The organism is Bartonella sp. B39, assembly GCF_053795145.1.
Window position 1 is genome coordinate 1,212,976 of the sequence record NZ_CP200036.1, and the last position, 24,961, is coordinate 1,237,936.

Annotated in this window: 19 protein-coding genes; 11 read left to right on the forward strand and 8 right to left on the reverse strand. The window is 37.6% G+C overall.

Annotated features, from left to right (window positions below):
• Positions 1-34 precede the first annotated feature (34 nt).
• The 3 genes from V4P57_RS05730 (at position 35) to carA (ending at position 3,805) form a co-directional block, all read left to right on the forward strand.
• Positions 35-286 (forward strand): GlsB/YeaQ/YmgE family stress response membrane protein, encoded by a 252-nt coding sequence (locus V4P57_RS05730; protein WP_455465633.1) that lies wholly within the window; start codon positions 35-37, stop codon positions 284-286.
• 820 nt (positions 287-1,106) lie between these two features.
• The gene (gene ubiC / locus V4P57_RS05735) at positions 1,107-1,625 is read left to right on the forward strand and encodes a chorismate lyase (protein ID WP_455466979.1); all 519 of its coding nucleotides are present in this window, start codon (positions 1,107-1,109) and stop codon (positions 1,623-1,625) included.
• Positions 1,626-2,614: 989 nt separating this feature from the next.
• The gene (carA, locus tag V4P57_RS05740) at positions 2,615-3,805 is read left to right on the forward strand and encodes a glutamine-hydrolyzing carbamoyl-phosphate synthase small subunit (protein ID WP_455465634.1); all 1,191 of its coding nucleotides are present in this window, start codon (positions 2,615-2,617) and stop codon (positions 3,803-3,805) included.
• A gap of 303 nt (positions 3,806-4,108) precedes the next feature.
• Here carA and V4P57_RS05745 read toward each other — a convergent pair whose 3' ends face one another.
• The 3 genes from V4P57_RS05745 to V4P57_RS05755 all read right to left on the reverse strand — a co-directional run bounded on the left by V4P57_RS05745 (position 4,109) and on the right by V4P57_RS05755 (position 5,165).
• Positions 4,109-4,285: a hypothetical protein gene (locus tag V4P57_RS05745; protein WP_455465635.1), complete on the reverse strand. Its 177-nt coding sequence runs from the start codon at positions 4,283-4,285 to the stop codon at positions 4,109-4,111.
• A gap of 67 nt (positions 4,286-4,352) precedes the next feature.
• Positions 4,353-4,955 (reverse strand): MFS transporter, encoded by a 603-nt coding sequence (locus tag V4P57_RS05750; RefSeq protein ID WP_455465636.1) that lies wholly within the window; start codon positions 4,953-4,955, stop codon positions 4,353-4,355.
• A gap of 3 nt (positions 4,956-4,958) precedes the next feature.
• Complete coding sequence (locus V4P57_RS05755; protein WP_455465637.1) at positions 4,959-5,165, reverse strand: hypothetical protein; 207 nt, start codon at positions 5,163-5,165, stop codon at positions 4,959-4,961.
• A 510-nt stretch (positions 5,166-5,675) separates the two neighbouring features.
• Here V4P57_RS05755 and V4P57_RS05760 point away from each other — a divergent pair.
• The 4 genes from V4P57_RS05760 (at position 5,676) to V4P57_RS05775 (ending at position 12,937) form a co-directional block, all read left to right on the forward strand.
• Entirely contained in the window at positions 5,676-6,515 is an 840-nt protein-coding gene (locus V4P57_RS05760) for a DUF1460 domain-containing protein (protein WP_455465638.1), read from the forward strand.
• A gap of 352 nt (positions 6,516-6,867) precedes the next feature.
• The gene (gene carB / locus V4P57_RS05765; RefSeq protein WP_455465639.1) at positions 6,868-10,353 is read left to right on the forward strand and encodes a carbamoyl-phosphate synthase large subunit; all 3,486 of its coding nucleotides are present in this window, start codon (positions 6,868-6,870) and stop codon (positions 10,351-10,353) included.
• Between the two features lie 266 nt (positions 10,354-10,619).
• Complete coding sequence (locus V4P57_RS05770) at positions 10,620-10,829, forward strand: cold-shock protein (RefSeq protein WP_455465640.1); 210 nt, start codon at positions 10,620-10,622, stop codon at positions 10,827-10,829.
• Between the two features lie 905 nt (positions 10,830-11,734).
• Positions 11,735-12,937: a pyridoxal phosphate-dependent aminotransferase gene (locus tag V4P57_RS05775; RefSeq protein ID WP_455465641.1), complete on the forward strand. Its 1,203-nt coding sequence runs from the start codon at positions 11,735-11,737 to the stop codon at positions 12,935-12,937.
• Between the two features lie 592 nt (positions 12,938-13,529).
• On the opposite strand, the gene V4P57_RS05780 is transcribed toward V4P57_RS05775, so the two are convergent.
• Both V4P57_RS05780 and trxB read right to left on the reverse strand, forming a co-directional pair.
• On the reverse strand, positions 13,530-14,432 hold the full coding sequence (locus V4P57_RS05780; RefSeq protein WP_455465642.1) for a LysR family transcriptional regulator: 903 nt from the start codon (positions 14,430-14,432) through the stop codon (positions 13,530-13,532).
• Positions 14,433-14,473: 41 nt separating this feature from the next.
• The gene (gene trxB / locus V4P57_RS05785; RefSeq protein ID WP_455465643.1) at positions 14,474-15,427 is read right to left on the reverse strand and encodes a thioredoxin-disulfide reductase; all 954 of its coding nucleotides are present in this window, start codon (positions 15,425-15,427) and stop codon (positions 14,474-14,476) included.
• A 313-nt stretch (positions 15,428-15,740) separates the two neighbouring features.
• Here trxB and V4P57_RS05790 point away from each other — a divergent pair, with 313 nt between their 5' ends.
• Positions 15,741-17,135: a TrkH family potassium uptake protein gene (locus V4P57_RS05790; RefSeq protein ID WP_455465644.1), complete on the forward strand. Its 1,395-nt coding sequence runs from the start codon at positions 15,741-15,743 to the stop codon at positions 17,133-17,135.
• A gap of 865 nt (positions 17,136-18,000) precedes the next feature.
• On the opposite strand, the gene V4P57_RS05795 is transcribed toward V4P57_RS05790, so the two are convergent.
• Entirely contained in the window at positions 18,001-19,059 is a 1,059-nt protein-coding gene (locus tag V4P57_RS05795) for a glycosyltransferase family 4 protein (RefSeq protein ID WP_455465645.1), read from the reverse strand.
• A gap of 6 nt (positions 19,060-19,065) precedes the next feature.
• Positions 19,066-19,539, reverse strand: a complete 474-nt coding sequence (greA, locus tag V4P57_RS05800) for a transcription elongation factor GreA (protein WP_455465646.1) — start codon at positions 19,537-19,539, stop codon at positions 19,066-19,068.
• Between the two features lie 326 nt (positions 19,540-19,865).
• On the opposite strand from greA, the gene V4P57_RS05805 reads away from it, so the two are divergent.
• From V4P57_RS05805 to V4P57_RS05815, 3 genes are all read left to right on the forward strand, one after another.
• Complete coding sequence (locus V4P57_RS05805; RefSeq protein WP_455465647.1) at positions 19,866-20,297, forward strand: SH3 domain-containing protein; 432 nt, start codon at positions 19,866-19,868, stop codon at positions 20,295-20,297.
• Positions 20,298-20,434: 137 nt separating this feature from the next.
• Positions 20,435-22,777: an excinuclease ABC subunit UvrB gene (gene uvrB / locus V4P57_RS05810; RefSeq protein WP_455465648.1), complete on the forward strand. Its 2,343-nt coding sequence runs from the start codon at positions 20,435-20,437 to the stop codon at positions 22,775-22,777.
• 728 nt (positions 22,778-23,505) lie between these two features.
• Positions 23,506-24,207: a BA14K family protein gene (locus V4P57_RS05815; protein WP_455465649.1), complete on the forward strand. Its 702-nt coding sequence runs from the start codon at positions 23,506-23,508 to the stop codon at positions 24,205-24,207.
• 49 nt (positions 24,208-24,256) lie between these two features.
• Here V4P57_RS05815 and V4P57_RS05820 read toward each other — a convergent pair whose 3' ends face one another.
• Positions 24,257-24,907: an MBL fold metallo-hydrolase gene (locus tag V4P57_RS05820; RefSeq protein ID WP_455465650.1), complete on the reverse strand. Its 651-nt coding sequence runs from the start codon at positions 24,905-24,907 to the stop codon at positions 24,257-24,259.
• Positions 24,908-24,961 lie beyond the last annotated feature (54 nt).

A 24,961-nucleotide genomic window follows, 5' to 3' on the forward strand; every position in this document is an offset into this window, starting at 1 on the left:
ACCCTAGTTAAGATTTAGGCAAAGGAGAGTATAAATGGAAAATGCAAACATCGGCTGGATTGCAGCTATTATTATCGGTGGCCTTGCAGGTTGGGCTGCGCAGTATATTATGAAAAGCCAGACAGGGCTTTTTCTAAACATTATCTTAGGAATTATTGGGGCAGCATTGGCCAGTTTTGCTTTTGGCCTTTTAGGCGTGAGCTTTGCTGGTTGGCTTGGCTATCTCATTTCAGGTTTTATAGGAGCTTGCATCCTTATATGGATGGGACGTACGATTCGATCGTAGAGTATTTATTTGTCTTTTTTAAGGTACTCTTTGGTTATAAATGAAATAATTCAAATGTTTCTACCCTAGCTTTAAAATTGCAGCCAGTGGTGGAGTGATGGTGAGATGCTTAAGCTACGGTCTTTTTGCATCACCATCATTGTGTCATTAAACGAGATATAGCAAAGCTTTTTACAAGAGCACTATCCCTTTCCGTATGCTACAACTTATTTATACCAACAAGGGTGACGGCATTATTTTAGTGCAATATTGATTTAGTTTTTTATAATTCGCTCAAATATCATTGTTTCTAATATTTGAATTGCTTCAGCACCACACCAATATGCAAGATTTTGATCAGTAAAATATACCAACCACAATTAAATCTTGCTCACCTCGCTGTAATACCAACACAATCACCCAGTTTTATCACAAAAACAATACTTTTTCCCCAAATTTCTCTCGTGTACTCCTGAATTCCTATGCACTTCATCAACAAGACCCTTTTACCAGAAACCTCTAACACCAATTTGGAATTTTGTAGATCATAAAGAGAATTTCCTTTAGTACTAATGAAAGTAAAAGAGAGATGATAAAGATGATACCTCATTCATTTCCCTTTCAATCTTTTTTATCTTCTAAATTTTATGAATGATGGATATGAAATTTCAGCCAACAACATACTTTCATAATACTTTTTTAAATATTCCTTACTTAAATGTTCGCTTTAACATTTTCCCGTTTAAAATCTTGCTTCCTTTGCATTTCTATATCACAATGGAGACACCTTTTTATGCTATCCAGTATAGCATACGAGGTACGATTTTAGATGCAGAGTGAAATGATGCCTGACCCTAGAGATTCCATCTTACCGCCTCTAAAATGGCTTTCTGATCAAGACCATCCTCCACCAGAAAACATCCGTAACTGGCTCATGGAATCGGGCTCGATGACGCTTCGATTACAAAATCACTGTACCTGCATACGTGTCAAACCACAACGTGAATGTTTTATTACGCGAGATCAATTGCAAGACGAAGCGGAGCATCTCCCCGACAGTGCACGTTACTGGCTACGCGAGGTCATACTGATGGGAGATAATCAGCCTTGGCTTCTTGGGCGTACCATAATTCCACAAGAAACCCTATCAAAACAGAATCAAGAATTGATGCATTTGGGCACTACCCCACTAGGACACTATTTATTTAACAGTGGCAAATTGACTCGCGATTACATTCATATTGGCCAACAAGGTGCCCTGTGGGCACGCCGCTCTCGTTTGCGATTAATAAACGAGCCATTGTTATTAACCGAGTTGTTTTTAACAGCTTCACCACTTTACACAACAAACTCAGCATAAATGGAGGATACGTATATTTCTCTGAGCATGTACGACATAGTGGTTTTATATGTCTTTTTCAAAGTAAAGAAACAGAGCTTTCCGACCTATCTCAACAGCATATTGCAAATGAAGACTTATTTCTGAGATATTTTTTGAAACATCTCAGCTGGAGGATATTGCTATTTTTAAAAATAAGCATTTTAAAATCCCCCTTACCTCACCATAATCGTGAGAACATAGCGCAAACTTACATGTTAGACAGTTTTTTAACCGCCTTATTTTCTCTAAAAACTTTTTTGTATTGAAAGTAATAAATATTTTTAAAAAGAATTAAAGCAGTTATAATCTTCTTATTAGCCTAAATATTTTGCAGAAAAAAGAATATATACTGAGAGAAAGCTATTTTTTCCCCTATAAACAAAAAGAAACACTAACTTATTTACTACAAAATATTCCTTCGCACTAACCTGTATGGGATAATTATTACCTATCAAAATTTTCTTGATACTTTCTTTACCAATTCTAAGTGACAAGAGTTTTTATAAGCGCATGTTAACTCCTCACATTGTTAAAGCGTTCAAGCATTTTAGTGAAAACAGACTGTATTGATCATCCACTTTTAAATTTTCTTCATCACGATAAAGAATATCACGATCTCTAACCTGGCGTCTTACTAGACAAAAAGTGTGGCAAGATACACGCTCTCTTCCGCACCTTCAAAGCAGAATTGACTGCCCCATCAATCTGGTCAGACAACACAAATTTATCTCATTCTGTCCAATCAGAAAATTGCTTCTTAGCAATTATTATACGTCTTACAATGCATGATAAAAAATAATTAATATCGGGGTTTTAGAAAATTCAAAAACAGTACTTTACCTCTTCATAGAATATACCTATACTTCCTATCTCAAGCGAAATATTGTAAATGATATACATAAAAGCATAACAGCTTTTGTGTAATGTTGGTTGTTATACCTTTCAGAAATAAATTTTGGGCGCACACTATGACACAAACTATCTCATCTCGCGATCCTTGGAGTGTAAAAAAACCTACAGCCCTCTTAGTATTAGCTGATGGAACAGTTATTGAAGGTAAAGGAGCAGGTGCTACAGGCATTGCCGAGGGTGAAGTATGTTTCAACACCGCTATAACAGGCTACGAGGAAATCCTCACAGATCCATCATACACGCAACAAATTATCAATTTTACATTCCCTCATATAGGAAATGTAGGTACAAATAGCGAAGATATCGAAGATCTTACTCCCCTCAATTGTCATGGTGCAGTCGGTGCTCTTTTCAAAGCAGACATCACGCGTCCTTCCAACTATCGTGCAAATGAAAACTTGCATCAATGGCTTAAAGCACGTAAAATTATTGCACTTTGCGGTATTGATACACGCGCACTAACCATTCTTATCCGAGAAAAAGGTGCACAAAATGCTATCATTGCACACGATCCTCATGGGAACTTTGATATCCCTTCTTTGCAGAAGCGTGCACAAAAATGGTCTGGTCTCATCAATCTTGACCTTGCAAAAGAAGTCACATCTAAATCATTAAGGCAATGGAGTGAAAAGCCATGGATATGGAATAAAGGATATCATACAAACAATGTGCACAATCTTCATATCATTGCAATCGACTATGGTATTAAGCGTAATATTCTACGTCTTATTGCTACACAAAATGCGCGCATTACCATCGTGCCTGCACACACAAATGCAGAAGAAATTCTAGCAATGAACCCTGATGGTATTTTTCTTTCTAATGGTCCAGGCGACCCAGCAGCAACAGCTCAATACGCAATTCCAACTATTAACACATTGATTGATCATAATTTGCCACTTTTCGGTATATGCCTTGGTCATCAACTTTTAGCTCTGACTCTTGGTGCAAAAACCGTAAAAATGCACCAAGGACATCATGGTGCCAATCATCCCGTTAAAGATCTTGACACCGGAAAAGTTGAGATTGTATCAATGAACCATGGTTTTGCTGTAGATGCTGCATCTCTACCATCACATGTCCAAGAAACACATATTTCCCTTTTTGATGGTTCAAACTGTGGTATTCGGATCATTGGAAAACCAGTTTTTTCGGTCCAATATCACCCTGAAGCTTCTCCTGGCCCACAAGACAGCCACTACCTCTTTCAATATTTCAGCGATCTTATCATGAATTATAAAAAATAGCCTAATTGAAATTGTATTATTTTCTGTATACAAAATTTTTTTTAAAATAATAAATGATAATCTTTCCTCCATAAAACCACTTTGATAAAACATCAAATTGGAAAATATTCTTATCAGCTAGAAACCCCAAAATTCAGCGTACCTGTAAGGAAAAAATTATCGTCATAACGGAAAGCACACAAAAGCCTCCCAAAGAAGGAGCATCAGAAAAATGGAACGCCACATCTTCATGTGTAAATTGTTCGAAAAGAAATATATAAAAATGGGACCAAATATCAAACTCAATGAAACAGCAGAAACCATCTATCCCTGCAATTCTCCTTGTGCATTCGCCGGTACCTGTGCTGAAACAATAGCGCGCATAGGTGCATGAACAAGGTATTCAAGTATGGTACAGGAAAAAACAACATAAACCATCCACCATTGCGTTGCAAATACGTAACCAAGCATAGTAACTGATGCAAACACAAACCCTACCATGGCAATAAGCCAATTGCTCCATCTCTTGAAAGATAAGGAAGAATAAGAGTTATCACAATCATCTGCCCTATACTAAAAACACTATAGGACACCCCAATGGAGAACGTGCTCCAAGTATAGCGCTCTTTAGCAATGAATGACTAAATACTAATCCATATAGATTCAGCAAACCAATAAAGAAAAAAAACCAGCAACACCAAAGAACTTTTGGATATTGCCTAAACTGCAAAAAGGCACCTAGAGGATTTGCACGTTTAATATCAAAAGCGCGCCGATTCCACGTAGAGAGAATTTCAGGAAGCATAATCCATGCAAAAATAAAATTAATGAGTGAAAAACCAACGGCAAAATAAAACGGAACACGCGGACCAAATTGACCTAAAAAATCACCGATAAATGAACCTAAAATAAACCCTAATCCAGATGCGATTCCCAACAGACCAAAATTGTGTGTACGGGTCTTATCATTAGATAGATCAGCAAGATATGCCATACAGATTGCAAAACTAACACCACTCACTCCTAACAAAAGACGCCCGATAAACAACATAGAATAGCTCCATACTATAGCACATATGAAATTATCAAGCGCAAAACTTATAATAGAGATCAGCAAAATAGGACGGCGACCATAGCGATCAGAAAGATTGCCAATGATAGGAGCAAACAAAAATTACATTACTGAATAAGCCATAAGTAATTTTCCTCTTGCCACAGAAGATGCACCTATATCTTTTCCAGTTAATTGAGCAAAATATTCAGGCAAAACAGAACTAACGATTGCAATAGCAATAATATCCAACAACAAAATAATGAAAACTAAAATGAGCCCATGATGAATAATTTTTGGATCGCGTTTTTGGTTAATCATAGCATGCAAATTGTTTTCCCTACAATTTTATAAACTCTACCTGCCATTAAAAACGGCTATATAACTTATTCTCACAAAAGCTATCATGAAAGTAAAAACTTAAAAAACAAAAAATGTCACAAATCCTCATCTTACCAAACACACAACACTGTACATACCTTTATAAAGAATCATCACTTTCAAAAAGTCCCTTTTGGTGAATGAAATGCATACGAATTCCAGCATAACAATTCACCTATAACCTTCTTCGAATAAAGAGAGTAGTGATGAATATACTCTCTAAAAATAGAAAATTATATTTTAATATAATTTCAATTATTCAAAAATATTTTTACAGTAACAATTTTTGTATATTTTTATCCTAAAAAATATTTACCTCGCACGCAATCAGCATAACCTAAAATAAAACCATGGCTATATCTATTTATGCTACATTTATGATATGTTACAATTAACATAAGACAATCTGGTTAACGCAGAAAGGTACCAGTCATTGTTCAATTCAAAAATGGTGAAAAAATGCGAAAAATATTCTTATTTATTTTAATTTCCGCGTTGGTTGCAGGATGTGATTTTCAAAGTTCTGACATAAATAAAGAAGCTCCTGAAAACAAAACGGAAACACAGCAAAAAAAACAAGTGAATCTAGATCCTTATACTTTAAAAAAACTCAATACTCTTCTTAAAGAACGGTCAAAAATCAATGGCCCTGAAACAGGAAAAATGATTGATTTTCTATCTGCAGCTTTTCTAGGAACACCTTACCAAGCAAATATGTTGCATGGTTCAGAAGATGTACCAGAAGAACTAATAATCGACTTTAGAGGTTTAGATTGTTTCACTTATCTGGACTATGTTGAAGCATTACGGAAATCAACTTCGCAAACAGAATTCATAAATAACATTATCCGAACTCGTTATGTTGATGGTAATATTAGCTTTTTAGACCGGAAACACTTTTTCACTGACTGGGCTTATAGAGAATATAAACTTGCCGATGACATCACCGCACAGATAAGCCCCAATGCAGTAAGCATTGAAAAATACCTCAATAAAAAAGCTGATGGTGGAAACTATCTTCCCGGATTACCAATTGTTAAACGCAATATAACTTATATTCCAAGTAACTTTATTGATGAAGAAGTTTTAAGTCAGTTACAATCTGGTGATTTTATTGGTATCTACACCAAGCTTGCTGGATTGGATGTAACCCACGTAGGTTTCTTCATTATCACAGATAATGGTCCAATGTTACGAAATGCTTCTTCACGAAAAGAAAATGAAAAAGTAGTGGACTCCCCTTTTATGGATTATGTAGCAAAAACACCGGGAATTATTGTTTTAAGAGCCCTTAAATAAACCTATATGGGAACAGAAATGTTCCCTATACTATTACTATTAAATATGTACCCGAATTATCAAACTAAACATCAAAATTCTTGTAATATATACACATAACAATAGCTTTATTGATGTTTCTAATCGTAACATCAAAGAACTTTATTCTAACTTTGCATCTTGTTACAATAAAAGATTTAGTATCAATAATTATTTTTTACCATTCTTAGTTTTTGGCTATGAAAAAAAGCATGGAAAAGGCATTTTATGGCTTACTTTCTTTGTCACTTAACCTATAAAACAGTTTTAGCCTCAAAATTTAAATATTCTGTCTGACGCAATCGCGCACGGATGTTTATCATAGGAAAAAACCATGCCAAAACGCACAGATATAAAATCTATTCTCATCATTGGAGCAGGACCTATTGTTATTGGTCAGGCATGTGAATTTGACTATTCAGGCACACAAGCTTGTAAAGCGTTAAAAGAAGAAGGTTACCGAATTATTTTGGTGAACTCTAATCCTGCCACCATCATGACAGACCCAGATTTAGCTGATGCAACTTACATTGAACCCATTACTCCTGAAGTAGTTGCCCAAATTATTGCTCGTGAACGTCCAGATGCTCTTTTACCAACTATGGGAGGACAAACAGCTCTTAATACAGCCTTATCATTAAAGCGTATGGGCGTTTTAGACCGCTATCACGTTGAAATGATAGGTGCAAATGCTGATGCGATTGATAAAGCTGAAGACCGTGCTTTATTTCGCAAAGCAATGGCAAAAATTGGTTTGGAAACACCACGATCTATGTTAGCCAATGCAACAGAACTTAAAGAAGAAAATCGCCGACAGCACGCAAAAATGCGTGATGAACTTAAAGCGAAACTTTCCGGTAATGCTCTTGACCAAGCATTAGAAGATCTTGAACGCAATTGGCGTCATAAAGAAGCTGACCGTAAACAACATTATATTGCACATGCTACCGCAAAAGCAGTTCAAGCTCTTGATATTGTTGGTCTTCCAGCAATTATCCGTCCTTCATTCACTCTTGGTGGTACCGGCGGAGGAATTGCTTATAATCGCTCTGAATTTTATGAAATCATTGAACGAGGACTTGAAGCTTCACCGACAACAGAAGTTTTGATTGAAGAAAGTGTTTTGGGGTGGAAAGAATATGAAATGGAAGTTGTTCGCGATAAGAACGACAACTGTATCATTGTTTGTTCCATTGAAAACATTGACCCTATGGGGATTCATACTGGTGACTCGATTACCGTAGCCCCTGCCCTCACTTTAACGGATAAAGAATATCAATGTATGCGCAATGCTTCAATTGCTGTACTACGTGAAATTGGTGTTGAAACTGGTGGATCCAATGTACAGTTTGCTGTTAATCCCGAAAATGGCCGCCTCATTGTTATTGAAATGAACCCGCGAGTTTCTCGCTCTTCAGCGCTTGCCTCGAAAGCAACAGGTTTTCCAATTGCAAAAGTAGCAGCTAAGCTGGCAGTTGGCTACACACTTGATGAATTAAAAAATGATATCACAGGCGGCGCAACACCAGCATCATTTGAACCTTCTATTGACTATATTGTTACCAAGATTCCTCGTTTTGCTTTCGAAAAATTTCCTGGTTCATCAACTGTCTTAACGACTGCGATGAAATCTGTAGGAGAAGTGATGGCAATAGGACGCACTTTTCAAGAATCGCTGCAAAAAGCGCTCCGTGGACTTGAAACAGGTCTTACCGGTCTTGATGAAATCGTAATCCCTGAACATGCTGAAGGTGATGAAAAGAGTTCCATACGCTCCGCTATTGCAATACCAAGCCCTGATCGTTTGCGTTACATTGCTCAAGCCATGCGTACGGGGTTACCCTTAAATGAAATCCACCAAATCAGCAAAATTGATCCATGGTTTTTGGAACAAATAGCCTCCATTATTGAAATGGAACAATACATCCGCATCCATGGACTGCCCCAAAATGCAGATAATTTACGCATGTTAAAAGCTATGGGCTTTTCGGATGCGCGTTTGGCCACTCTTACGGGACAAGAACCTGATGATATTGCTGCTCTGCGCAAATCGCTTAATGTCAGGCACGTTTTTAAACGGATTGATACGTGTGCAGCTGAATTTTCTTCACCGACAGCCTATATGTATTCAACATATGAAGTTCCCTTTGCAGGAGTAGAAAACTCAGAAGCACAAGTTTCTGAACGCAAAAAAATTGCTATTTTAGGTGGGGGACCAAACCGCATCGGACAAGGCATTGAATTTGACTATTGTTGTTGTCACGCTGCTTTTGCACTACGTGATGCAGGATTTGAAGCCATTATGATTAACTGCAATCCTGAAACCGTCTCGACAGACTACGATACCTCTGATCGTCTTTATTTTGAATCTTTAACAACAGAAGATGTTCTCGCTATTTTAGAAACAGAACAGCAAAAAGGTGAATTGGTCGGAGTCATCGTCCAATTTGGTGGACAAACGCCACTGAAGTTGGCAAGCACACTCGAAAAACATAATATCCCCATTTTGGGCACTTCTTCTGAAGCCATCGATTTAGCAGAAGATAGAGATCGCTTTCAAAAATTGTTGTTCGAACTTAACTTAACACAACCTCGAAATGGCATTGCCCATTCAATTGAACAGGCACGTCTCATTTCCCATGAATTAGGTTTTCCACTAGTTGTGCGCCCTTCTTATGTTCTAGGAGGGCGTGCTATGCAAATTATCCGTGATGAACGTAGCTTGCAAAATTATTTGCTTGAGAGTGTCCCTGAATTGGTTTCAGAAGATATCAAAGCCCGTTATCCAAACGACAAAACAGGACAGATCAATACATTACTTGGTAAAAATCCACTTCTATTTGATAGTTATCTCACAGAAGCAATTGAAGTTGATGTTGATTGTCTCTGCGATGGGAAAGAAACATTGGTTGTTGGTATTATGGAACATATTGAAGAAGCTGGAATCCATTCTGGTGATTCAGCATGTTCGTTACCAGTACATACGCTCTCCCATAAAATAGTAGCTGAATTAGAGCGCCAAACAAAAGCATTAGCAAAAGCACTTCATGTGTGCGGTTTGATGAATGTGCAATATGCCATTAAAGATGACACAGTTTATGTTTTAGAGGTCAATCCTCGTGCTTCTCGTACGGTCCCCTTCGTCGCAAAAACGATTGGTCGCCCCATTGCTAAAATGGCCGCACGAATTATGGCAGGAGAAACTCTTCACAAAGCTCTTCAAGCTTATGGTGGCTTACCCTCTCTGCAACAAAAACAACATATTGCTGTCAAAGAAGCAGTTTTTCCTTTTGCTCGTTTTTCAGGTGTCGATACACTTCTTGGTCCAGAAATGCGCTCAACTGGTGAGGTTATGGGACTTGATTATGAATTTTCTCTTGCTTTTGCTAAAGCCCAACTTGGAGCTGGTGTTGAGCTCCCAAAAGAAGGAACTTTGTTCGTTTCTGTGAGAGATGAAGACAAAAAACGCATCTTAAATCCTGTAAAACTTTTAGGCGAGCTTGGATTTTCTATTTTGGCAACAAGTGGAACACATAAATTTCTTACCGAACATAATATTGAGGCAAAAAAAATCAACAAAGTCCTAGAAGGGCATCCTCATATTGAAGATGCCATTCGTAATCGAAAAATTCAATTGATTTTTAATACAACAAGCACTGCCAGTGCCATCTCCGATTCTAAATCCTTACGCCACGCAGCACTCATGCAAAAAGTCCCCTATTATACAACAGTATCTGGAGCCGAAGCTGCCGTGGAAGCCATAAAAGCACTCAAAAAAAAGTGCCTTGAAGTGCGCTCACTGCAAAGCTATTTTACTTGAACTTTTCGCTATAATAGAAAGCATATTCTCCTCATATTTTATATTCCCTCTCAATCTTTTATTTGTATAAAAATACCAATGAAGGCTTGCTTTTCATCCTAAAAACCTTTATATTGATTCCCATCGAATTTTCGGTTATGTGACTTTCTTTCCTGTGCGCTCTGCACTTTCGACGAAACTTCTCCCACCTAATTTCGATCTAAAACCGTATTGAGGGCTTTTTAGTCTCAGTGCACAGTATAATTATATATTCTAAGGAGTTTCCTATGTCTACAGGAACAGTTAAGTGGTTTAATACAACAAAAGGTTTCGGATTCATTCAGCCTAGTGATGGAAGTGCAGATGTATTTGTACATATTTCTGCTGTTGAGCGTTCTGGTCTAAGCAATCTTAACGAAGGGCAAAAAATTTCTTATGATGTTCTTCAAGATCGTCGTTCTGGGAAATTTTCTGCTGGAAATCTTGCAGCACTTTAATCTTTAAATGACCCTGCATTGTAATAAAAAATCCTCGCCTTCCTAGGCGAGTTTTTTTCTCTTTATAAATAAAGTACTGGATTTCTGCTTTATACAATGATCCAAGATATCCCTATCCTTCCTCTTAAATCTTCCATAACCGCTGCAAACTGCTTTTTCCTATAAAACCTCAAAAAACTAAAACACAAATTTTGCTTTTGAAATAAAATTTCCTAAACTCTATGTACCTATTCACCTAAATCAAGAGAGAATAGAGACATAATTCAGATATTCCATAAAGGGAGAAGATTTTTTTATTAAATCGCAAGAAAATATATCTTGAACTGTTGATTTTGTTGTAGAAGAGTTTGGTAAGATATCGTTCTTTGTAAATGTATTCATCATAGTTATGTGATGTTTTTCTGTTTGAGTAAAAAGAAATGACCGGGATGAGCGCAAAGAAAGAGCATTAACCATCATAAAGTACATTCACTATCCTTGATAAATTCCTCTAAAACATAATGATGTTCCCCTCGTCTCATATCAAAATGCATAATATTTATGGATACTATACCACTTACCTAAGAAAAAAAGACTCTTGCATTCAGCTTACATTTTTAAATAAAATGGATGTCTTCAACAAAATGACGAGAAAAATTTTCAATCTTTATGCGAACCCCAAAAATTTTCATCGATAAACCATAAATTCTTTGTCAATCTCTGCTTTTAATGTAAAATTTTTCTCTGATAATATTCCTACTTTCTGTAAATAGAATATTACAACCTATCTTCTTTCATCTCAAATCTTCTTTAGATGCAAAAAACTTAAAAATTTCACTACAATTTTTTATTGCATACGATGCAATCTCTTATAGAATAGTTTTAAATCTACAATCATTTTCTTGTATCATATAAGGACTGAAATCATGGCTTTTATCGCTGACAGGCTTTTTCGTATAAAACCTTCTGCAACAATTGCTGTTTCCCAAAAGGCGCGTCATTTGAAAGCATTAGGTCATGATGTTATTGCTTTAAGCGCTGGAGAATCAGATTTTGATACACCAGACAATATCAAAAATGCTGCCATTGAAGCTATTCGACGTGGAGAAACAAAATATACCCCCATATCTGGTATTCCAGAATTGCGCCAAGCAATTGCGGCAAAATTTAAAAGAGAAAATAATCTCACCTATCAACCAGAACAAATTATTGTTGGTACCGGTGGTAAACAAATCCTCTTCAATGCATTGATGGCAACTTTAAATAAAGGGGATGAAGTCATCATTCCATCTCCTTATTGGGTTAGTTATCCGGAAATGGTTACTCTCAACAGTGGAACACCTGTTTTTGTCGAAACAAGAGCTGAATTTTCTTATAAACTTCAACCGCAAGAATTAGAATCTGCCATCACCCCTAAAACTAAATGGTTTATTTTTAACTCTCCTTCAAATCCATCGGGTGCTGCTTATACGCATGACGAATTAAAAAAACTAACAGATGTTTTAGTAGAATATCCCCATGTTTATATCCTCACCGATGATATCTACGAACATCTCACATATGAAGGTTTTACCTTTGTCACTCCAGCAGAAGTAGAACCAAAACTTTACGACCGTACACTCACCATGAACGGTGTTTCTAAAGCCTATGCCATGACGGGTTGGCGAATCGGTTATGCAGGGGGACCGCAAGAATTAATTAAAGCCATGGATATCATTCAAGGTCAGCAAACATCTGGTACAAGTTCTATCTCACAATGGGCATCCGTCGAGGCACTTACTGGTCCACAAGATTTTGTTGCTCAGAATAAAAGTATTTTCCAAGCACGCCGTGATCTTGTTGTTTCCATGTTGAATCAAGCACCTGGTATTCATTGTCCAACACCAGAAGGTGCCTTCTATGTTTATCCTTCCTGTGCAGAACTCATTGGGAAAAAAACACCCGAAGGTAAAGTGATCACTCGTGATGAAGACTTTGTAATATCGCTTCTAGAGGCAGAATCTGTCGCTGTTGTTCATGGATCTGCTTTTGGACTGGGACCAGCTTTTCGTATTTCTTATGCGACATCAGAAAAGCTGCTTGAAGAAGCTTGCTTACGTATACAGCGCTTTTGTAGTAGTCTTCTTTAAAGTGCTAAACACCTCTATTGCTATATTTTTGTTGCTGAATGTTAGTACATCTAAAAAAGATTATAGCCCATCGAATTATAGCACAGATAAATGGATCCTGTAGAGAATACATATAGACGAAAATGCTTCTATGTGTTCATAGAACTTGTATTTCTTCATGTAATTTGAGACATTCAAGAAAATTTTCTATCTATAAATCCTATACTTTTCCATCAAACCCTTTCTGCTCGGCGATAATCATCATTATAACCCAAATATCTCGTAAAGCTCCCCATCATATCTTGATACACCTAAAAATGTTTCAAATTCATAAAACTTTTAAAATTGTTCTCTTATCATTTTCTAAAATATCTACATTTTTAGATGCTATATTGCGAAGCAAAAAAAAGCCGGACAAACGCCCGGCAAATCTAGAAAATCTTCAGAGATAAAATCAATCTGGCAGACTTTCGTAAGGGAACACTCAAGAAGATGCAATGGGAGGCAACATAATCAAGAGATGTTATTGTATGTCATTTTATAAGGAGAAGTACAATAAAGACTTAAGCGTGTCTGCTATGCATGAAACACATAGCTAAAAACATCACATCCATTAAAAAGCCCACTGACGAGCTTTCAAAAAAATATAATCTCGAAAAGCTTTCAGCTTTGCTAAATTCTTTAAAGCATAAGGGTAACAAAAGAAAGTATCAAAACAAGGGATATCAACCATCTCAGGAAAAAGACGCACGAGTCGATCATCATTATTCACGATATAATCAGGAAGCACAGCAATACCAAGATCGCGTACAAGTGCATTCTTGATTGAAATAATATTATTGATTCGCAGGACTGAAAAACGTAAAGATCCATCACTTCTTCCAGCCTTTTCCAACCAATTTAAACCAGATAAATAAGATGGAACAGGTTCACCAAATGAAATAATACGGTGTGCATCCAGTTCAGACAATGTTTTTGGTTGTCCATAATTCGCGATATAATTTTCCGAAGCATAAACATGCATGTGAATTGTAAAGAGTTTTCTTTGTATAAGGTCAGGCTGTTGTGGCTGATGTAAACGAACAGCACAGTCTGCTTGACGCATCGTCAGATCAAGTTCTTTGTCATCAAACAAGAGTTGAACCCGTATATCTGGATAAAGGCTAAGGAATTCTGGCATACGCTCTACAAGCCACCCTGCACCTACTCCAAAAGTCGACGTAATACGTAAATCCCCTGTTGGCTTTTCACAACTTTCACTTAATTGCGAGCGTGCACTCTCAAGCTTCATCAAAACATCATGCGTTGCACGATAAAGAATTTCACCCTGCTCCGTTAAGATTAGCCCACGAGCATGACGCTGAAACAAGGATACACCAACATCCTGCTCTAAAGCTGAAACCTGCCGTGAAATAGCTGATTGGGATAAATGAAGCTCTTGAGCGGCATGTGTAAAAGAACCTGCTTCTGCCGCAGCATGAAAAACTCTTAGTCTATCCCAATCCAACGGTGACATCCCAATTTTACCTTTAATTTTTTTATTTTTTCAATAAATTTTTATGCTTGCATATCTAGAAAACGTTCTGCCTCCAACGCCGCCATACATCCCATTCCCGCTGCTGTTATAGCTTGGCGGAAGACTTCATCTGTTACATCACCTGCCGCAAAAACACCAGCAATGCTTGTTGCTGTTGAATCTGGTGCTGTCCATAAGTAACCACCTCGTTTTTGTTTCAGTTGTCCTTCAAACAAAGAAACAGCAGGATCATGACCAATAGCAATAAATATTCCCTCCGCATTCACCTTAATTTCTTGACCAGTTTTAATATTCTTAAGACGCGCGCCTGTTACAACGGCTCCTCTTGAATCCTGAGCTGGTAAACCAACAATTTCTTCTACAACATGATCCCAAAGAACACGCACATTATTGCAGGCAAGCAATCTATCTTGCAAAATTTTTTCCGCCCGAAAATAACTGCGCCGATGAACCACACTCACACTTTTTGCTAAATGCGATAAATAAAGAGCTTCTTCAACGGCTGTATTTCCACCTCCCACAACAATGACATCCTTATCACGATAAAAAAAGCCATCACATGTAGCACAAGCAGAAACACCACCACCCATAAAGGTCCGTTCACTTTCCAAACCAAGCCAGCGCGCCTGCGCTCCCGTTGCAATAATCAGCGCATCACAACAATATTGCGTTCCGGAATCTCCGTATAAGATAAAAGGATGCTTCGATAAATCAGCCTTCGCAATACTATCATAGACAATTTTTGTACCCATATTTCCGGCTTGTTTTGCCATTTGTTCCATTAACCACGGTCCTCGAATTGGATCAGCAAAACCTGGATAGTTTTCGACATCAGTTGTAATTGTCAACTGTCCGCCCTGCTGCAATCCAGTAATCAAAACCGGTTTGAGCATTGCTCTTGCCGCATAGATCGCCGCTGTATAACCAGCTGGCCCTGAGCCGATAATAAGCAGACGAATATGCGATCGTGCCATAAAATCCCCTTTACTTTTTGTGATTTAATCATTCTATAAATTATAACGGAATACAGTCTTTAAAAAAACATTTTTCAACAGTCTAAATTATGTTGTATACGTATTTCTTTTCAAGTTTGGTAAAAAGGTTCGATTACTAATTTACAAAGATGCGCTTAATGTGGAAAAATTAATCTTTATCTTATAAAGATAAAAAGCGTAAATTTTTATGAGCACAAAACTGTAACAAAAAGTAATACAAAGATAGGGAACAGTCATTTTTCAATTTATTATCAATGTCTGTGCGCGTTTTGCGTTAATTATGGGAGGGGCGATGCTTCTACCAATTTTTGTGGATTTGCACGACAGCAACCGTAATTGGATAGCCTTTCTCTACTCTTGCGCTATCACCACCATGTTAGCAACACTAATTCTTTTAGCTACTAAGGGTGCTACCTGTCGTTTTTCAGCACGGCTTGGATTTATGCTTACTGTTTGTCTTTGGCTAACAGGAAGCGTCGTGGGCGCATTACCTCTTTATCTTTCCCCTCTCCCGATTTCTCTAGCAGCTGCAATCTTTGAATCCGTCTCTGGAATTACAACCACAGGTTCCACAGTACTCACTGGTCTTGACAATTTATCGCGAAGTATTTTGTTATGGCGTTCTATCATATGCTGGATTGGAGGCATTGGCTTTATCGGTTTAGCCCTCTTGCTTTTGCCTTCACTGCGCGTTGGGGGAAGCCAGCTTTTTCATATGGAATCATCAGATAAATCTGAAAAAATACTACCCCGCATCAACCAGATTGCCAATGGAATTATCATAGCTTATGTTGGACTCACGCTCGCTTGTATGCTCTCTTATTTTGCTTCTGGCATGAGTTTATTTGATGCCATAAACCACGCAATGAGCACAGTAGCAACAGCTGGTTTTTCAACTCACGACACTTCTTTTGGCTATTTTTCTGATAAGCCAGCCATTTTCATTGTTTCAACAATCTTTATGTTGCTTTCTGCTTTACCCTTTGTACTCTATGTTAAATTAGTGCTTCCTGGGCGCTCTAAACGCTTCCTTGATCCACAAGTAATCGTTTTTCTCACCATTGTTTTTCTTTTTAGCTTTGCTTTAACAGCATGGTTGCATTTTCATGATCAGCGCACCTTCAACTGGATTTTTCTCGACGTAATTTTTCACCTTTCATCTATCATTAGCACCACTGGCTATAGCGCTAAAGATTATCAACTTTGGGGTCCTTTTGCGCTTGGAATTTTTTTCATTATTTCTTTTATGGGCGGATGTGCTGGTTCTACCTCTGGCGGTATAAAAATCAATCGCCTCATTATCCTTTGGCGTATTACACAAACAAATATAGCACAACTTCTTTCTCCTAATGTAGTGGTAAAAGCTCGCTATGATCATGCAAATATATCAAGCGATGTTGCTAAATCAATTTTGTTTTTTGTGTGTCTTTATATGTCCTGTCTTATTATTGGTACTGCACTTTTGCTTACTACCGGTCTTGACTTTACCACTTCTTTTACAGGTGTCTTAACCGCCCTTTCAAATATTGGGCCAGGTTTTGGAGATATTATTGGACCTGCTGGCAATTTTTCTACAATCAATGACAATGCCTTATGGTTTTTAAGTTCTCTGATGCTAGCTGGGCGTCTTGAAATTATAACCATATTTGTACTTTTTATTCCCGCTTTTTGGCGTGAGCAATTCTAATGCATGGCATTTAATTTTGTAATAATAAGAAATTTATAAACTAAACAATGTGCATTATAAGATCCAATTTTCATTCAATTGATGAAAAAATTTCAAATGCTTTTTTGTGTCAGCAACACAAAGTTATCCTCCAAATAGAATCTTAACTCACTCTTTTTTGGCACATCAACTATTTAAAATAAATGCAACACATCAAGAACTATCAAGTGTTACTCAAGAGCTTCCACATCAAACAAGGCCTTATAACTTTTTGCTTTATGCACCTTCCTCATCAAAAAGAGGAAATGGATTCAAACAACATTTCAATATTCTTACCAATGGTCTATCATTAAGAAAAAAACAGTGATAATTTCTAGTAAAAATGTTTTTTCATTACCGTGCACTTGAGTTGAATTTTTTATTGAAAAATACACTATCCTTTTCGCCAATGGAGCAAGACGTATAGCTTAAAAATCTGGTCTCATAGATAGAGCACCACACTATATTCTCGGAAGGAAATTATCTTATTGCTTTTGCCCACACACTTAGTACCACAAAAAAACGACACGAACCTTACTTACGGCGTCAAATTTCACCTAAAATTCTTAGAATTGAATTTGTTAAAGTAATTATTTCCTACCTTACCAATTACTGGAATAAAAAACTACAAACCCTACACCTGCACTTTATAACAATCTCCACATCACTCTAAAAGCATAAACTCCTAAGTCTCTTCAAAAATTTTGAAAGTTTATTATCGTATCAAGACATACGCAATTTTATGAAATAACATTTGTATGATTGAATTGTTTGCTTGAATATTCATTTACGAGAATCTCCAAATGTGATGCATTCCATTCACTGCACAAGGAAATTTCTGACATATTTAAAGTGTTTTTTCAGCAAACATTGTTTCGTAAATGCTTCCAATTGCAGCTGCCTCTTTTTCCAGAGGAAAGTGAGTGCGAACATGAGCTAAAGCTTTTTTCCCTGCTTCAAATGTTTTTTCTAAATCAGCAAAATAAGGTTCAATTGCTGTAATTAACGCTGCCCCATCTCCTACTTTAACAACCGTTCCTGTCCCCTCCACTACCAATTCTTTAAAAATTCCTGCATCACTAGCCACTACAGCCGTCTGAGATGCCATAGCTTCCAATGGTGTCAAACCAAAACCTTCTACACGAGAAGGTGTAACATAAAGCGATAGACGACGGTACCACAGAGGTAAATCAAGCCTCTCACCAAGAAAAATAATGCGATTATCCAAACCGGCTTCAGCAATCTTCTGACGTAATTTTTTTTCAAAATTATAATGCTGTTCCGTCGTACGACCAGCGATAAGTGCTGTCCACTCAGAATAGCGCGGCAATAATGCGATCATTGCATCCACAAACAGATCGGTGCCCTTTAAGTAGCGCACGCGCCCAAAACACCCTACTGCATATTTTCCTGGAAATCCTGATGAAGAAAAGCGATCATCAATAGTTTTCGGTGGTGAAAACCGCCTAACATCCACCCCATGCATGATAACTTGATGAGGTACCTCTAGATAAGTTCCCGTACATGCACTTGTAGCAATAACTTTATCCATACGGCGAATCAACCATTTGGTAAAAGGCTTATGATGACGTCGAGATGCCGATGTAAAGACGAGTTTAAGCTTCATTCGCAAAACATCGCGCAAAAAGACCCCACAAAGCATCTCAATATTGCGCCGTGCATGCCAAATACGAAACGACCTCCCTTTTGGGCTTTTCCAAAGCCCGAAAATATCTTTAAAGGCAAGAGCCGGCAAATTTCGCGGCAATCCAAACCCAAAAACGGATATATGCATACCTTGTTCTCGCTGCAGTGGAATGAGCTGAACAACCGTAGATGTCACTCCTGATAAACGCTTTTTAAAGTGAGGAGCAATAATTTCAGTTTCTTCCAAAGATACACGCATAAAAGTTTAGATATACTGAACTTTAATAATTTCATAATTATGCGCACCACCTGGTGCATTTACTTCAATCACGTCGCCCTCTTGCTTACCAATAAGTGCACGTGCAATAGGTGAAGAAATAGAAATTTTTCCAGTTTTTACGTCAGCTTCTTGATCACCAACGATCTGATAAACCTTTTTTTCTTCAGTATCCTCATCCAAAAGCTTGATAGTGGCTCCAAATTTAATTTTATCACCTGAAAGACGCGAAACATTAATAACCTCCGCTCGCGCAATATAGTCTTCAAGCTCATTTATACGCCCCTCATTATGACTTTGCGCCTCTTTGGCGGCATGATATTCAGCATTTTCTGAAAGATCACCATGTGCACGTGCCTCAGAAATTGCTTCAATAATTCGCGGACGTTCCTGTTGTTGACGCCAACGCAACTCTTCTTTAAGACGTTCAAAACCAGCTGTAGTCATCGGAACTTTTTCCATAACCCGTTCCTTTCTATTACACGGAAGGTTTAATAAAAACACAAAAAACGGCTTCCAAAATCACTTTTAGAATCCGAAAAACACAATTTCATATACTATATAGTACAGCATCCCCATTTTCCATATAAAAATAAAAAGGAAAAGAAAGCATTCACCGATTCTGTTTAGCAAAATTCAATGATTGGAGGACTTAAAATGTTCAACTAAAATCCTATAATTAAGAGCTTAAAGAAGAACCAATTGTAATTTTTTCTGTTTTATCATAGTCTAGCAACAAAGATCTTATATGAAGAGAGAAGGAAGAGAAATCTCTAAAGGAATCTTCTGTGGAAAAATTGGTATTTTTTTTTATGTTTTGCTATCTCCTTCTAGACATAACAGTATCTGGAGCCGTGGATGCTTTCGTTACAAGCAATCTTAATTTTAGAGCAGGACCAAGCACGCAGCATACGCTTCGTGGTTTAATTCCAGTAGGAACATTGGTTTTTGTCCAAACTTGTAGAGAGAACTGGTGCCAAATCAAATATAACTCTCAAACAGGCTGGGTATCATCTCGCTACCTCTCATTTAAAGATGGAAACGATCTTTATCGCACATACGTAATGCTTCCCGTCACAAGTGGCAATATGTACGACCTCAGTGTTCATAATCATCATAGTGAACATCATTATAAATGCTCTTCTGAAGATCATCATGGCATAAATGAGAAAACTAATACAAACAACCTCAGCTGTCATCATACTAAAAACGCCAAATGAAAATCTTCAGAGAACTAATGAAATATCTAGTAAGCCGGAACGAAACTGCTAAATGACGCTTTGTCGTTATCTCAATCAAATTGGTGAATAATGTTTCTTTGAAAAACACGTGCATTTCTATATCAAAGGAAGCGATAATGAAAAATGGTGTTACAGCAACAGTTGAAGCTCTTTCTGCTCTGATTACCTCAGGCAATCCTCTTTTTAAGAATGGCGCGTTATGGACACCACACCGTCCTGTTCGTCCTGAAAAGTCTGAAGGTGGCATTCCATTTCAACTCGCAACACCCTTTGAACCTGCGGGAGATCAACCTAAAGCAATTAAAACTCTGGTTGAGGGAATTCAAAAAGATGAACGTACACAAGTGCTTTTGGGTGTTACCGGCTCAGGAAAAACCTATACAATGGCCAAAATCATTGAAGAAACACAGCGTCCAGCTTTAATCTTAGCACCAAATAAAACTCTAGCAGCACAGCTTTACGGAGAATTTAAAGGTTTTTTTCCCCACAATACCGTCGAATATTTTGTTTCCTATTATGACTATTATCAACCAGAAGCTTACGTTGCACGCTCTGATACCTATATTGAAAAAGAATCCTCAATTAATGAACAAATCGACCGTATGCGCCATGCTGCAACACGTGCTGTCCTTGAACGTGATGACGTCATTATTGTCGCATCTGTATCCTGTATCTACGGGATTGGTTCAGTAGAAACTTATACTGCTATGACCTTCAAAATAGAAAAAGGTGATAAACTCAATCAACGGCAATTACTGGCCGATTTAGTTGCTCAACACTATCATCGACAAGATATTAACTTTATTCGTGGTTCTTTTCGTGTTCGAGGGGATACAATCGAAATTTTCCCTGCCCACCTCGAAGATCGAGCTTGGCGTATTTCGCTCTTTGGCGATGAAGTGGAAACAATTGCGGAATTTGATCCTCTAACGGGTCAAAAAACAGGTGATCTCCAATCGATTAAAATTTATGCCAACTCACACTACGTAACACCCCGCCCGACTCTAAATCAGGCAATAAAGTCAATCAAAATGGAATTAATTCAACGTCTCGATGAGTTGAACGCAGCTGGACGTATTTTGGAGGCGCAACGTTTAGAACAGCGTACAATTTTTGATTTGGAAATGCTGGAAACCACTGGCTCATGCTCCGGAATTGAAAATTATTCACGCTATTTAACAGGACGAAAACCCGGTGAACCACCACCAACCCTGTTCGAATATATTCCAAACAATGCTCTTGTTTTTATCGATGAAAGTCATGTAACCATTCCCCAAATTGGTGGCATGTACCGAGGTGACTTTCGACGAAAAGCTACCTTAGCAGAATATGGTTTTCGCCTCCCCTCTTGTATGGACAATCGTCCTTTACGCTTTGAAGAATGGGATGCCATGCGCCCACAAACTATTGCCGTCTCTGCAACGCCAGGACGCTGGGAAATAGAACAATCTCATGGCATTTTTGCTGAACAAGTTATTCGCCCAACAGGGCTTGTTGACCCACCAACAGAGGTTCGCCCAGCCCGCAATCAAGTCGATGATGTTGTGAATGAAATTCGTAAAACAATTCAAAAAGGCTACCGTACATTGGTGACAGTTCTAACCAAGCGTATAGCCGAGAATTTAACCGAATATCTTCACGAACAAGGTATTCGCGTACGCTATATGCATTCTGACATTGATACATTAGAACGTATTGAAATTCTTCGCGATCTGCGGCTTGGAACCTTTGATGTCTTAATCGGTATCAATTTGCTTCGAGAAGGCTTAGATATTCCAGAATGCGGTTTTGTCGCTATTCTAGATGCCGACAAAGAAGGATTTTTGCGCTCCGAAACCTCGCTCGTACAAACAATTGGACGCGCTGCACGCAACGTAGATGGCCGAGTTATTCTTTATGCAGATACAATCACTGGCTCCATAGAACGAGCCTTAAAGGAGACACAAAGACGTCGACAAAAACAAATGGCCTATAATGAAGAACACCATATCACACCGAAAAGTATCAAAAAAAATATCGAAGATATTCTCAGTTCAGGCTATGAAAACAACCATATTCGCACAAATATCCCTGATGTCATCGAGAAAAAAAATATGGTTGGCAAAAATTTGGCATCTCATATTAAACACCTTGAAAAATTAATGTATGAAGCAGCTGCTGATCTCAACTTTGAAGAAGCAGCGCGACTTCGCGATGAAATCAAACAATTACAAAAGATAGAACTAGAAATCGCTGAGAACCCCTTAGCACATCATAGCGAACAATCCATCCATAAGCTCGTGTTACAACCAAGTCTTTTCTCCAAACCAGACCTTGCACACATGGGACCAGCCATGGACACTGGTATTTTAAAAAATCGAAAAGGAAAATCTCGTAAAAACACCCCTAATCAAGCAACAATAAAACGAAAAAAAACACAATCAACAAAGGAGCAAGAAATTTTAAACCGCCTAAAATAATCTTCAGCTCTTCTAAAAAAAGACTAAAGATCAAAAGAAAACAACATTATCCGAAAAATAGATAACCTCAAACATCAAGGGTGCTCCAATTTTCCTAAAACACCATAAGAGAGAACATTTTACAAAAAATGCTTAAAATTTATTGACTTTTAAAGCAATTTTTCTTGTTAAACCGCGTTATAAAAAATCCCTAAAAATATAAAAAATTTCCAAACTCTAAAAAAGCAGACAAATTTAAAGAGAACATCCCATATATATAATTCCTAAAATATATCACTTTTATACAGTTATACTCTGATATCTGACTCAAATATTATTTAGCCTTACAAGATAATAACCAAACAGGACACTGTTCTATAACACAAATAAAGTAAAATAAGGCTTTATCATAGCACTATAATCTTATGATAAAAAATGATAACTTTTATTCATACACCTATTGTTCAATTCATATTGTATCAAGTGATAGAAAAAGTATCCTTAAATAAAGAGTTTACATCCCATAGTAAAAAATCTTGGACTCTCAGTACAAACTTATTAATTCACCTCAGTCAAAGTACATTAATTGAAATTAAAATTCTGTCATTATTTTATCGTACCATTGACAGGTTTAACTAAATAAATTTTTATTTTTTTTGTCATAATAAAATCCAAAATTGTTCAGGCTCTATTCAGTTTGGCATATATAGAATATAAAAAAATGCGAATTTACATTAAGGAGCGTTGTTATGAAAAAAGTGATTAGAGTGGCAGTATTATCAGCAATGTCAACTGCAGCCGTTTTGGTGCCATTAGGTACAACGCTTGCGGACATGGCATCCTTTCATAGTGAATATGCTACGAGAGAAATAGATAGAATGCAAAAGAGAATGGATAATTCGATGAGAAGAATAAAGGCGGAAAGTCATTTCCCTTCTCACAACTTTAGCATCCGCTCTGATGATTATAGCTATCGTTCCGTTCTTAGTAAGCATCACCCTTTTTATTCTTCTGATAATCAGCACCATCGTCATGTTGACCATAAAAGGAGGGAACAAAAACATCATCATGTTGAACGCAAAACATACAGTTATGTCGAGCGCGAAACGACAACACACCATCATCATCATCACGTGAATCGTAATAACTCAGGTGATACTTTAGCAGCGGGAATTATTGGCCTTGCTGCAGGTGCGATTCTCGGTAATGTCCTAAAACAACCAGAGCAACCACAAATTGTTTACCAAACTGCACCACAAAATCGTGTAGTGTACCGACAAGTTCCACAAAGTCAGGTAATTTATGAAATACAATCAGAAACGACATATCAGCCACGGACTGCTGACTGGCTTAAATATTGTAAAACAAGATACCGTTCATTTAACCCTAAAACAGGAACTTTTCGAGGCTATGACGGCTTAGATCACTTCTGCTATGCTCCAGTAAAATGACCTGAATGAACATTCAAAAACCCGCTCTAAAGCGGGTTTTTTCGTGTTTTCATTCATTAATTCCTTGCAAAAAAGGATTCCACTGGCGCTCATAGCCTATTTGACTTCCGGGACCATGACCACAAATGAAGCGAACGTCGTCGCCTAATGGCAAAACTTTCTTCTTAAGAGATTTCATCAACTCTTCATGAGAACAGAATGGAAAATCCGTACGTCCAATAGAACCACGAAAGAGAACATCACCCAAGAGGGCAAAACGTTCTTTTTCATTGAAATAAATAACATGACCAGGGGAATGTCCTGGGGTATGAAAAACCCTAAACACATGTCCAGCAAAACAAACATTCTCGCCATCTTCTAACCATTGGTCAGGAACACAAATACGCACATCAGTTATACCGTAATTTTTTGCGCTTTCGCTTACAGCATCCATTACAGGTTTATCATCACGATGTGAACCAATAATTTTCACATTAAGCGTCTCTTTAGCTTGCATTGCCGCTCCCACATGATCAATATGACCATGTGTTATCCAAATAGCCTCAACGATAACACCACTCTTTTCGATCATTTCTTGAATCCGATGCCAATCACCACCAGGGTCAACTAAAACCCCCGTTTTACATTCATTGTCAAAAAGCAAAGTGCAATTTTGTTGGAAAGGTGTGACCGGAATAATATGTGTCCTAAAATTACCCATGATATCCTTTTCAAAAGTAAATTTTTTCAAGCTTTTAAATAACACTCCCACTTT

Excerpts from the sequence above, each read along its gene's own strand:
- V4P57_RS05730 (WP_455465633.1), top strand. The coding sequence starts at position 35 with ATGGAAAATGCAAACATCGGCTGGATTGCAGCTATTATTATCGGTGGC.
- ubiC (WP_455466979.1), top strand. The coding sequence starts at position 1,107 with ATGATGCCTGACCCTAGAGATTCCATCTTACCGCCTCTAAAATGGCTT.
- carA (WP_455465634.1), top strand. The coding sequence starts at position 2,615 with ATGACACAAACTATCTCATCTCGCGATCCTTGGAGTGTAAAAAAACCT.
- V4P57_RS05745 (WP_455465635.1), bottom strand. The coding sequence starts at position 4,285 with ATGGTAGGGTTTGTGTTTGCATCAGTTACTATGCTTGGTTACGTATTT.
- V4P57_RS05760 (WP_455465638.1), top strand. The coding sequence starts at position 5,676 with ATGCGAAAAATATTCTTATTTATTTTAATTTCCGCGTTGGTTGCAGGA.
- carB (WP_455465639.1), top strand. The coding sequence starts at position 6,868 with ATGCCAAAACGCACAGATATAAAATCTATTCTCATCATTGGAGCAGGA.
- V4P57_RS05770 (WP_455465640.1), top strand. The coding sequence starts at position 10,620 with ATGTCTACAGGAACAGTTAAGTGGTTTAATACAACAAAAGGTTTCGGA.
- V4P57_RS05775 (WP_455465641.1), top strand. The coding sequence starts at position 11,735 with ATGGCTTTTATCGCTGACAGGCTTTTTCGTATAAAACCTTCTGCAACA.
- V4P57_RS05780 (WP_455465642.1), bottom strand. The coding sequence starts at position 14,432 with ATGTCACCGTTGGATTGGGATAGACTAAGAGTTTTTCATGCTGCGGCA.
- trxB (WP_455465643.1), bottom strand. The coding sequence starts at position 15,427 with ATGGCACGATCGCATATTCGTCTGCTTATTATCGGCTCAGGGCCAGCT.
- V4P57_RS05790 (WP_455465644.1), top strand. The coding sequence starts at position 15,741 with ATGCTTCTACCAATTTTTGTGGATTTGCACGACAGCAACCGTAATTGG.
- V4P57_RS05795 (WP_455465645.1), bottom strand. The coding sequence starts at position 19,059 with ATGCGTGTATCTTTGGAAGAAACTGAAATTATTGCTCCTCACTTTAAA.
- greA (WP_455465646.1), bottom strand. The coding sequence starts at position 19,539 with ATGGAAAAAGTTCCGATGACTACAGCTGGTTTTGAACGTCTTAAAGAA.
- uvrB (WP_455465648.1), top strand. The coding sequence starts at position 20,435 with ATGAAAAATGGTGTTACAGCAACAGTTGAAGCTCTTTCTGCTCTGATT.
- V4P57_RS05815 (WP_455465649.1), top strand. The coding sequence starts at position 23,506 with ATGAAAAAAGTGATTAGAGTGGCAGTATTATCAGCAATGTCAACTGCA.
- V4P57_RS05820 (WP_455465650.1), bottom strand. The coding sequence starts at position 24,907 with ATGGGTAATTTTAGGACACATATTATTCCGGTCACACCTTTCCAACAA.